Raw genomic sequence first — 12,124 nt, 5'->3', positions numbered from 1 at the left:
GTTCTCCTCTCCGCGCGGAATTCAGGAAACTGCCCGCCGGTGAAGCTTCGGCGGGCGATTCATTCCACAGTTTGCTATTGGTTGTTACTGCTAAGCGTTCAGGCTATTACTGGGCACCGTTGTTAAGATCCTTGATCTGCTGAACTGCTTTGTCCATTGCTGCTTTTGGATCAGCGTTGTTATCCCAGATTTCCGGAAGCGCCGCATTTACAGGAGCCCATACGTTACCCATTTCAGGGATGGAAGGCATTGGCTGCGAGCTCTTGGCCTGTTCAGCAAAGGCGGATACATAAGGGTCGCCAGTGATTTGAGCATCTGCAAGTGCTTCATTGTTAGTTGGAATGGAACCAACCAGCTTGTTCAGGGTCAGCTGTGAATCCTTGCTGGAAGCAAAGTGTGCATACAGCTTAGCTGCGTTCGGATATTGCGTATAAGCGTTAACCCCGAAAATTTTGATACCGGAGAAAGTAATCGCCTGTTTGCCGTTAATAGTCGGAACCGGAGCAACACCCAGGTTGTCGCCAAGTGCTTCTTTATAAGCTGCCAGCTCCCAAGGGCCTGTGATGTCCATCGCTACGTCGCCGCTGGTGAACAGGGCGCGCTTAATGTCGGCGCTGATGTCACCGCTCTTGATTGGCAGTGCTTCCTTAACTTTGGCGAATGCAGTCAGACCTTCGATAGCACCCTCGTTGTTCAGGCCGATATCGTCCTTGTCAGTGCCGTCTTTACCGAACAGGTAGCCGCCGGTAGTAGCAATGAAGGTATAGCCGTAGTACATGTTGCCGACTTCCCACATGATGCCGTATTTGTTCTGATCTTTGTTAGTGAAGGTTTTGCTGAAGGCCAGAACGTCATCAAAGGTTTTTGGTGCTTCAGGCAGCAGTGTCTTATTGTAGTAGAGTGCATAAGTTTCAGCCGCTCTAGGGTATCCGTACAGTTCGCCGTCATAGGAGGAACCTACGATCGAAGCTTCGGTATTCTCAGCCTTGGTCTGCTCTCCAAAAATATCATTTGGCAGCAGCAGGCTCGCGCTTGCAGCTTTACCAAGGTTATCATGCGGAATCAGAATAACGTCTGCTGCCAGTCCGGATGGTCCGTCCTGTGTCAGCTTGCCCACCTGGTCCGGCGGCGGAATTTCTTCAATCTTAACCGGGACGTTGTATTTCTCGGTAAATTGCTTAGCGATTTCTTCAGCAAATTTTCTCTCTTCTTTACTTTCCCAGACAACCAGCGATGCGCCTTCTTCAGGTAGAACCTCATCAGTTACAGCCTCACCGCTGTTTGTAGCAGGTGCGTTAGTGGCTGTAGTATCCGCAGGAGCATTAGTTGCCGCTGCATTTCCCCCGTTATTATTGTTGCCGGAGCCGCATGCTGTAATGGACGCTGCCATTGAGACTGTTGCGGTGATCACCATGAGTTTTTTCAACTTCATTCCTTTAACCCCTCCCGATTTGTATATCGCCTTTTGTGCTTGAGATGATGCTGCAGAACATGCGCAAACGATTTCAGAAGATTCAAAAAAAATGTGTGTGTCTGTCAACCATCCTTCTGAATACGCTTCAACAAGTTCTAGAAAGCGCTTCATTCATAAATTCATAATACAACAGTAATGTTAATTGTTAAAACGTTTGCACAGTGTATATTTGCCTATTTAGGGCGATTACAGTAAAAATAGGCCGATTTATCTCCCCCGTTCACACGATTTCTCTTATTTACTCTATAATACAGCATGCACAGCATGAAGTTAAGCCGAATTTCATATTTCCAACAGTAAAATGCAACGATAAGTGTGCCCTGCTCCTCATTTCCACTGCAAAAAAGCAGTCTCGCACGTGAAAAATAGTGCAATGGTTTGAACAAGAGTATTGTACGGCCAATTATTCCATGCTATAATCCAAACCATTATGAGCAGCCAGCCCTGCCAGCGGCAGTGGAAGCATGCGCCCTTGTTCTTACAACAACTAAAAGGCAATGTTACTTATCAGGGACAACCTCGGACAAGTTTAGGCTGGAGTTGTGCCTTTTTGCTATGGGCAATTTTCCTTATAATGTGTGCAACTCTGGCATTAGCATAGTGCCATACAGGCACAACACTATTGCCCGCATTCATTAAGCCTCTTTTATAACGAGAATCTCTGGAAGCGCAGCTCACAAAACTTTTAGGAGGAATTATCATGTTGCTTGAAGCTGTATATCACCGCCCGCGGTTAAACTGGTCCTACGCCTATGACTTTGAAACCATCCATCTGCGCCTGCGTGCCAAAAAAGGGGACCTTACAGAAGTATTTGCCTGGGCCGGGGATAAATATGCATGGGACACTACCAAAGAGCTGATCCCGATGAAACTGTTCACCAGCGATGCAATGTTCGATTACTGGGAGTGTGAATCCGTTCCCCTGTACCGCCGTTTGAAATACGGTTTCTTGCTGCAAAAGGGGCATGAGCGGATCTGGATGACCGAAAGCGATTTCCAGACAGAGCGCCCGGCAAATCCCAACCGGCTGTTTGAATTTCCTTACATAAACCGCGGTGATGTATTTACACCTCCGGCCTGGGTTAAGGATGCCGTGTTCTATCAGATCTTCCCGGAGCGTTTTGCCAACGGTGACCCTAGCCTGAACCCGGAGAATGTTCAGCCCTGGGGCGGGACACCTACTCCTGAAAACTTCTTCGGCGGTGACCTTCAGGGCGTAATCGACCATCTTGATCATTTGACTGAGCTGGGGATTACAGGCATTTATTTCACGCCGATCTTCGCCGGAACCACCAACCATAAATACGATACCGAAGACTATATGAAGGTTGATCCGCATTTCGGCGATGTTGAAACGCTCAAGAAGCTGGTTAATGCCTGCCATGAACGCGGAATCCGCATTCTGCTGGACGCCGTATTCAACCATTCAGGCAGAACCTTCGCTCCGTTTGTAGATGTACTGGAGCACGGTGAGAACTCCCGTTATAAGGACTGGTTCCATGTACGCGAATTCCCGCTTCAGGTCGTGGACAATGTCCCGAACTATGATGCCTTCTCATTTGAACCGCATATGCCTAAGCTCAATACAGAAAACCCTGAAGTAAAGGAATATCTGCTCAAGGTAGCAGAGTACTGGATTAAAGAGGTCGGCATCGACGGCTGGCGCCTGGATGTGGCCAACGAAGTGGATCACGGCTTCTGGCGTGAATTCCGCAAGGTGGTTAAAGCTGCGAATCCTGAGGCGTACATTCTCGGAGAAATCTGGCATGAATCTGCTCCATGGCTGGAGGGGGACAAGTTCGATGCGGTTATGAACTATCCGTTTACGGATGCCGTGCTCGATTTCTTCATTGGCGGATCACTTGATGCTGAAGCCTTTGCCAATGCGATCGGCAAACAGCTGTCCCGTTATCCGCTGCAGGCCAGCGAGGTTGCCTTCAATCTGCTGGACAGCCATGATACCGCACGCCTCCTTACGCTTGCCGGCGGCGACAAGAAAAAGTTCAAACTGGCAGCACTGTTCCAGTTCACCTTCATGGGTACGCCTTGCATCTACTACGGCGATGAATTCGGCATGGACGGCGACAATGATCCGGGCTGCCGGAAATGCATGGAATGGGATCCGGCCAAGCAGGACCGTGATCTGTTCAGCTTCTACCAGCAGCTGATTTCAATCCGCGGCAGTAATCCTGCCCTTCGCGGCGGCTCCTTCAGATTCCTGGAGGCCGGCCGGGGCGGAAGCAAAATCGCCTATGAACGCAGCCTGGGCGACGAAATCATCATCGTCCTGATGAACACTGAGGAAACCGCCCAGACCTTCCGGCTTAACGTTGAAGAGCGCAGCTGGGAAAACCTGTTCACCGGTGACTCCCTGCGCGCAGAGCGCGGCACCCTGTCCGTTAAGCTCCCTGCTTACGGGTACACGGCAATTAAGGCCGTTTTGTAGTCTGCGGATTGTTTCTGAGGGCAGGCCGTTAAACTAGCTGGACTTTCGCCAACGAATACCAGGCAAACAGCCCTTTTCCGCAATCGGAGAGGGCTGTTTGGTGCGTCGGTATAGGTACACTCAATTATATCAAACGATGGGGATAGACCGTATAATCGCATTTATCGGCAGCCCGGTATCCGGTATCCGGAATAAATCAAGCTTATCAAGCCGGAGCAACATAACACAAAGCAGCGGTCCCCATTAAATGAGGATCGCTGCTTTCGTGTGTTCATATAACCGGCTATAAATCTTATTTAGCCAGTAATTTGTAGATAACCTGGGCGCTTTCTGCACGGGTCATATTAGCTTTAGGCGCAAACTGGTTGCCTTCTCTGCCCTGCACCAGCCCAAGACCGGCGGCTGTATTCACGTATACAGCTGCCCATGTGCTGATGCTGTCTGCATCCGCAAAGCCTGCGGAGGAAGAGCCCGGAGTTACCTTCTGCCCCTGCAGCACTTCAAGCGCACGGATAACCATAGCTGCCATTTCTTCACGGCTGATTGCCGCATCCGGTGCGAATAGCTCAGAGCTGCGTCCTGAAACAATGCCCTGGCTGACAGCCGCAGCTACATAAGGAGCATACCAGACATCTGCCTGAACATCACTGAAGCGGGTCTGGCCGGCTGCTTCAATGCCCAGCGCGCGGATCAGCAGTGCGGCAAATTCAGCACGCGTAACATTAGCATTCGGATTGAACTTCGACTCCGACACGCCCGTTACAATCTGCTTGGCGCTAAGCGATTTAACAGCCTGTGAAGCCCAGTGCGAAGCGGATACGTCTGCAAACGATTTGTTCAGCTCAAGCAGCGCATATTTACTGAAATGCGTCACCTGTGCAGTAATCCGGTTACCGCTGAGCACACTGCGGACATACTCCGGACTGTTATTCTCACCTATGAAGAACACACCTGTCAGCTCTTTATCTGTGCTGCCGCTGATGGTAAAGGATAGCTCAACCGGTGCTGTGAAAGAAGATACCGGAATGCTTGTGCCGTCCTTTTTAACTACTGACAGTGAGAATTCATAGATTTTTGAAGCTGCACTTACGCTTGTAAAAGCATCGCTCAGCCCGTTCACCAGCTGGCCGGCTGCACTTTCCTGAAGCGGGCTGACGCTGAACTTAATCTGAGCCCCTTCCGCATCCGGCCCGCTGACTGATTTCTGCAGCTCAAGCAAAGCTGCGTTTGGCAGAGTCACACTTAGACCGCCCATCTGCAGTTCAAGAGCGTTTGTGCCCAGCAGAGCTGCAGCCTGGACAGGCAGCAGGACAGACGTTGCTGCTGCAGGAATTTCAAGGCTTACTTTGCCGTCCTTGGCATTTTTCAGACTGTCTGCACTGATTACCTGGACACCGGCATCCGGTGTAGGTGCAGGAGTTGCTCCCGGAATCGATCCGGGAAGGACCACTGGAGACGGTGTTGGTGATGTCTCTGGTGTTGGCGTCGGCGTTACTTCAGCCGCCGCTGCCAGAATAACCGTTCCCCCGTCAGCTCTGCCCGGCAGATCCAGTGTCACTTTCCGGTCAGCAGATACGGTATACGCTGTGCCGCTGTATTTATCCGTTACCTTTGCTCCTGCGGCAAACTGCACAGGGATGCTTACAGACATTGCCTCTGTCTTCGTATTGATTACTGTTACAACGTTTTCTTCGCCATACTGCTTGTTAAAGGCCAGGTATCCCAGCTCATCCGAGCCGGCAAGTGTTGTACGAATCCCCTTGGAGAACACCTTGGAGTATTCGGCACGGATATTCAGCAGCTTCTGGTAATGGCCGTGAAGCCCCTTCTCCGCGGTCAGCTGATCCCACGGCATATCGCTGCGGTTCTCGCTGAACTGCCCTTGCGACATATCACCGGCATTGCTGCCGGAACGGCCAAGCTCTTCACCATAATAGATTACCGGCTGGCCCTTTGCCGTAATCTGCAGTGCTGCTGCGATCATCAGCTTGCCTTTATCTCCGCCTACATAATCGGAGAGGAAGCCGTTCTCGTCATGGCTGCTCAAGAACTGGGCCATAGTCTTCGTATTGTCCAGCTTGGACTCACGGTCCTGCAGATAAGCATCCACCTCGGAAATTTTGCCGTCGGTGAAGCTTTTCGCTGCGCCCTTGAAGCCGAAGTCAAGCAGACTGTCCATCTGGCCGGACTGCAGATTTCCGCCGTCACTGTCGATGGTTCCGCCGAAGTATTCACCGACCAGCTTGAATTCAGGATCGATGGCAGTCAGAGCATTTTTGAATGCCTTCCACGTTGTAGTCTCTACGTGCTTAACAGTGTCCACACGGAAATAATCGATCGTATCCCCGCGCTCCGTACGCGCATTGTCAAGCCAGCCGGTCTGCCAGTCAATGATCTGCTGGCGCACCGCAGGATCTTCTGTCTTGAAGTCCGGCAGTCCGGCCAGTTCACCCTTGACCGGATCGGTATCCGAGGATACACCGTCTGTGCGGAGCATGCCCTCGAAGCGCGCCTTATCTTCAGCCGTTACGCCTTCTTCATTGTCGCTCTCCTTCAGGCCATAGCCTGCATGGTTAAGGACAACGTCGACCATAATCTTGATGCCTCTGTCATGCGCCTGTTCAATTAATGCCTTGAAGGTGTCCATATCACCGAGATGCTCATCGAGCTGGGTGAAATCCTTGGCCCAGTAGCCGTGGTAGCCGTACTGGGTACCGCCGAATCCGACACCTTTATTGAAATCGATGTTATCGACAATCGGCGTAATCCAGAGTGTATTGATGCCGAGCTCCTCTAGATAATCGAGGTGATCAATCATACCCTGGAAATCGCCGCCGTGGTAGGCCTCCAGATGGCTTTTGTCCACATTCACATTGTTGGAAGGGTCGCCGTCCGCGAAGCGGTCAGTCAGCGCAAAATAGATCCGCGCCTCATCCCAGTCAAAGTCAAGCTTATCCCCGCTGTAGGTTCTGGCCTTAACTTCAAGCGTGGCTGAGCCTTTATGCGTGTTGCCGTACTCGTCAACAAGTGTAACCGGAATGGTTTTAATACCCGCCGCCACTTGATCTTCTACTGCAACCGTCTGCTTCATCAGGCTGGTATCAATCTGAACCTTGGCCGGTCCGCCAAGCGCAGTCAGATCCATATACCCGTCTTTATAGGAGACTTCCTCAGCGGAAACGGCTGTAATGGTAACTACAGCATTTTCATTAGAGTTAACCGCCTGCGGTGCTGCTGTCGCTGTAACGGTAACCTCCGGCTTGTGATAGGTTACTGAGGATACGCCGCCGGCTGTATTCTTAGGATCAGTCAGCTCTTCGGTAACCCCGTCTTTTATGATCAGGAAGGTGTACTTGTAGGTTCCTGTCTCTACGCCTGTCAGCTGATAGCTGAACCACTCGTTGGCGGCGTCGTAAGTCATTGGATATTCAGCACCGTTTACCTTAACAGCAGCTGCCTCAATAGCCTGCTGATTGCCGCTGCGGAACAGCGCCTCATCACGGTACATGAAGGTAATGGTTCCGTCCTTGATCACCGGACCGCTGATAAACGGCTTGATATCCAGCCCCTTCACCATGCTGCTTACAATGACCTTGGTATAGCTCTCACCAGCCGTCAGCGGAATAACCCGGTCATCCGGATAATCCTGTTTACCTGTATTCCAGTCAGTGCCCTTGCGCAGAACAAAGCCTACGCTGGTAGCATTCTGGGCAACTTCAATCAATACACTGGCTTTACCATCCTTGAAGGTGGTGAAATCAATCTGGTCATTCTTCGCGCCAGTATTCCAGACCCAGATATTCCAGTCGGTATAATCCTCGTCTGCACGTACATAGGTAAATTCAACATAACGTTTGTTGTCCACTGTCTCAGTGACTACTTTAACGGTTACCACTGTCGACTTACCGCCGTAGGTAATCGTTATATTAGCCGTCCCGGCTTTGAGTCCGGTCACAATCCCCTGAGCTGAAACACTGGCTACTTCCGGTTTGTCAGAAGTATAGACCGCAGTTTTTGTAATATTGCGTTTGCTTCCGTCGTCATATTTGGCATATGCAGCGGTCTGATGGCTGGTGCCCGCCTGTAGTGAATACGCTGCACTGTCTGCCTCTACCGAAGTAAATACCGCTGCCGCTGCATCCATACGGATGATCACTGCAGTAAGCGGCTGCAGCTGAATCGATGCTCCGGTAAGCGCGAACCCGGTCTGCTCTTCAGCCGGAATTGCCGTCACTCCTGCCTGGTCATCATCAGCAAGCACTATACCTTTAGTGAGATCTTCTGACAACGTAAGCGTTCTTGCTTCATCATCAGCGTTAACGAACACATAGTAGATACCTGTTCCGTCTGTTGCTTTATTCTTGTAGCCGATTACGAGATCGGTTGCCTTCATCTCCGGTGACTGAATCAATGTAACATTGGAATCCACCAGGCTCTTATCACCCAGGCGGAAGGCATCGGAGGACTTTCTAAGCTGAATAAGACCTGCCGTGTAATCCTTGGTCGTATTCTGTACCGGATAATTCACTTCATCCGTTACTTTAGACCAGTCAAACATGTTGACTGCGTCCGAGGAATCATAAGAATCATGGATAAAATAGCCAAAGAACTGGCCGTCCGCATCCTTCATCTCGGTATACTTTTGTTCAGGTACGCCTGTACCGTGCCACTGCTTGGTACGCCCGTATTCCTGGCCGGCCTGCATAAAGGCCGTTCCCTGTGAAGTCAGCTCCAGTGTATTGCCAATACGGATCCGCTGCTGAATTTCCAGCTCATTAGCCGGAATTGCCGGGTCTTTCTTGATGGACTGGGCAATGACATCATGCAGGGTGAGATTGTCATGCGCCTCGATATAAGGCACCACATCACCCGGATCATCCGCCGGAATGTTGGACGGCTGGGCTTTGATATTATTCAGGATGGTCGCAATGGAGCGTGCTCCGCCTGTAATAAATCTCGGCTCACCTTCCGATCCGAAGCCTGATTTCAGCTCATTGCGGAACTCATCGGAGAAGACGCCGACGCTGTCGGTTTTGTCCATCCACTGCTGGTCGGCACCCTGGCCGGCAAGTGACGGATCAGAAGCCGCGCCGCCGAACGTTACCCAGCCTTCGCCGATAAACAGCGCCTGCGGATTGATTGCCTGCGCGGCATCATAGGCCGCCTGCACCGCATCCTGCGTAGCATCGCCCATCATATCCCAGCGCATGCCGTCGATTTTGTACTCGCTGAACCAATATTTAACGGAATCAATCATCAGCTTCTCGGCCATTTTGTGATTAGTGGCCAGGTTATTGCCGAAGCCGCCGATAAAGTTGCCATTTGCATCCTGGAACGCATAGTAATTTGGCACAATGTCGTCGAGGAAGTCTTTTTTGGCCATATGTGTATACACAACATCCAGAATGACACCCATTCCGGCTTCATGCACCGCATCGATCAGGCCCTTCAGCTCCTTGATCCGTTCTTCGGGATCAGCAGGATTTTCTGAATAGGCGCCATCCGGGGAGAAGTAGCTGTGCGGATCATAACCCCAGTTGTACTCGTTATTTTGTGCGGAATAGGCTGTTTCTCTTTCCCCCATCTTCGTTTCATCCCCGTAATACCAGGCCATTACTGGGAGCAGCTGAATGTGGGTTACACCCATTGACTTGATATAATCCAGCTTGGTAGCAAAAGCGTCATAAGAGCCCCAGCGTTCGCCGTTCAGACTGCTCTCAATCGAGACATCCGAGGTGAAATCGCGGATATGGACCTCGTAGATAACGGCATCCTCACGCTTTTCATAGCCCTCAATATTTGCCGGATGAACTTCTTCAGGATTCGTCTGGCTCAGATCAACGATGGCCGCTTTGCCGACTATATCCCCGTCGGGACCAGCTGCACCGCTGGAATCAACCGTGAATACAGCCATTGATTTGGCGTAAGGATCAAGCACCGGCTTCGTAACACCGTGGTTGGTCACTTCATACTGATAGTAGTAGCCGCGGACATCCTTTTCACCGCTGACTCCGGTGATATCGGCTGCTGTCAGGACTGTAGACCAGACGCCCTGCTCACCCCGGGTAAGGGCAGCATTGCCGACATGCTTGGTGGCATCCGTCTTGCTGTACACATTGACTGTAACCGAGCTGGCCACAGGTGCCCACAGCTTCAATGTTGCCGATTGGTCGGCGGCATGATAAGTCGCTCCCAGATCATCTCCGGTGTAATGGTACATCTCATCAAGCATTCTCCAGCCGCTGGATGCGGACACTGTTTTACCTGAATAGGTGACACTCAGCGGTGTCTTCTCCAGGTCAAAAGCCTCTGTGTCCACTTCGATTGAAGACGTTCCGGTAATCTTCACTGCAGCGATGCTGACGGGAGCACCGTCCTTGTCCTTTACAGTGATTGCACTCTTCAGCGCTGCAGCATCAAGTCCGTCGGTAAGTGTAAATCCGAGCAGCAGCCTGCTGGCGGACAGCACTTCAGCCGATACAAGCCCTATAGGCTGCTCGCCGAACGGAGAGACATAAACCGTATTGTCGCCCTCTTTGATCCACAGCTGATTGTAGCGGTCAAGCAGACTGAACGCTTTATCTCCGCCGTCTTTCGCTTCGTTTGAAGGATTGACTACAAGGAAGCCCAGTTTTTTTGCATTTTCTTTTAGCGGAATATCCACATATGCACCGAAACGGTCTGTATTCTCAGCCGGGAACATAACTGCATCCGTCGGCCATTTAGCCGGAGCCTGTGCTACGTCCTCCCAGGTCCACAAACCGAAATCACTTTGCTTGTGATCCGCTCTGATATAGTGAACCCGGACAGTATTTGCAGGCAGACTCACCGGTTCGTAAGGCGTTACTTGATCGCTGCCCTGCTTAATCCAGATTTCATTCGTTTGCGGAGTGTTGATCAGGAAGGTTTTATCCCCGCTGTCTTTAGCCTCATTGGTGCGGTTAACGACGAGGAAAGAGATTTTTTTGGCGCCTTCTTTTAACGGAATATCTACATAAGCACCGTAGGCATCCACCTGACCTTCAGGAAAAGCAGTTGCCCCGGATGGCCAGCCATCTGAGCCGGAAGCCACATCGTCCCACAGCCACAGGCCCTGATCGGCATAATCGCCAGCCGGACGGTTGTAGTGAATTCGCATGCTTCCTTCCGCAACAGGTGTTACAGTGCCCGGATTTACCGGAGCCGTAAATTTGGCGCCCGCCTCATGCGTCAGCGCATTGTAACGGAAGGTGACCGGAAGATCGGCCGGAAGATCAAGGCTCTGCTCAGCCGCAGGATAAAGCTTATCCTCGTCCGCAGACGCTCCCGGTACAAAAATCTGATACACATAACCGCCCTGAGGCAGATTCACCGTCTGCTCGTAAACGCTGTCAAAATTAGTATCCGTCAGCAAGGTGCGGGCATCTGCCGCCGAATGGTCATTTGCATCACCAAGCTCAGTCTGCAGAGAGCCTGTAAGCCTTGGCAGTTTGTTCTGATCAAGTCGTGTGTAATACGTAGAATCAGCTATTTTCTTAGTAACATCGTTGTAATAAAAGGTCACCGCAGCATCCGCAGCCAGCGTAAGAACAATATTGCCTTCTTTGTCTACGCCCTGAGGATTGGTATAGCTGCTGTAGCCATAGCTTTCATCCCACGTGCCGTTTAGCGCTACCTTATATTCATAAGTGCCCGCCGGCAGTGTTCCTGTAAACATATAAGTGCCGTTGTCCAAATAAGTCATTTCAGTAACCGTAGTATCCGGATTCCAGTCGCCAGTCTGGTTGGTCTCCGTAGACAGCTCGGATTGAAGCGAGCCTACCAGTACTGCCCTCGTTGCTGCCGCCTGTACCGTAGATGCCGGAAAACTAAAATAGGAGCACACCAGAACGACGATCATACTGATAGCGAACATCTTTTTGCTCCATGAAGCCAGTTTCATTCCAAAAAGCCCCCCTAAATGTAAGATTGATTCCGCTGAACGCGGGATAGCACCATGCCGTGAATGGGTTCACTTTTCCGTAGCGGCTGCTTAAACCGATGTAAGCCTGCATCCTCCTTTTTGAAATAGCAGCAGTATACATTCCTGTCATTGAAGATTAGCGCAAACGTTTGCAATAAAGCATAAAAGAAGCTGCAGCATCTAAATTGCCGGTTTTACAGCATATGCTGCAGAAAAAACGTTGTTGTAAGCGCTTTTAAGTTCTGTTTACCATATTAATCCT

3 protein-coding genes are annotated in these 12,124 nt (G+C 51.0%); 1 reads left to right on the top strand and 2 read right to left on the bottom strand.

Annotated elements, in window-relative coordinates:
• Positions 1 to 106: 106 nt before the first annotated feature.
• Positions 107 to 1,432 carry a sugar ABC transporter substrate-binding protein gene (locus tag R70723_RS09440; RefSeq protein WP_039871596.1) on the bottom strand — a complete coding sequence of 442 codons (1,326 nt, stop codon included), beginning with the start codon at positions 1,430 to 1,432 and terminating at the stop codon, positions 107 to 109.
• A 742-nt stretch (positions 1,433 to 2,174) separates the two neighbouring features.
• Here R70723_RS09440 and R70723_RS09435 point away from each other — a divergent pair.
• Positions 2,175 to 3,920 carry an alpha-glycosidase gene (locus tag R70723_RS09435; protein WP_039871594.1) on the top strand — a complete coding sequence of 582 codons (1,746 nt, stop codon included), beginning with the start codon at positions 2,175 to 2,177 and terminating at the stop codon, positions 3,918 to 3,920.
• 292 nt (positions 3,921 to 4,212) lie between these two features.
• Here the strand turns inward: R70723_RS09435 and R70723_RS09430 are convergent, their stop codons facing one another.
• A complete protein-coding gene (locus R70723_RS09430; protein WP_039871593.1) occupies positions 4,213 to 11,841 on the bottom strand; it encodes a pullulanase in 7,629 nt (2,542 codons plus the stop codon).
• Positions 11,842 to 12,124: the final 283 nt, after the last annotated feature.

The organism is Paenibacillus sp. FSL R7-0273, from assembly GCF_000758625.1.
Taxonomy (GTDB): domain Bacteria; phylum Bacillota; class Bacilli; order Paenibacillales; family Paenibacillaceae; genus Paenibacillus_AQ.
Note: the sequence above shows the minus strand (reverse complement) of the source record. Positions and strands in the feature narration are given on the sequence as shown.

Excerpts from the sequence above, each read along its gene's own strand:
- R70723_RS09440 (WP_039871596.1), bottom strand. The coding sequence starts at position 1,432 with ATGAAGTTGAAAAAACTCATGGTGATCACCGCAACAGTCTCAATGGCA.
- R70723_RS09435 (WP_039871594.1), top strand. The coding sequence starts at position 2,175 with ATGTTGCTTGAAGCTGTATATCACCGCCCGCGGTTAAACTGGTCCTAC.
- R70723_RS09430 (WP_039871593.1), bottom strand. The coding sequence starts at position 11,841 with ATGAAACTGGCTTCATGGAGCAAAAAGATGTTCGCTATCAGTATGATC.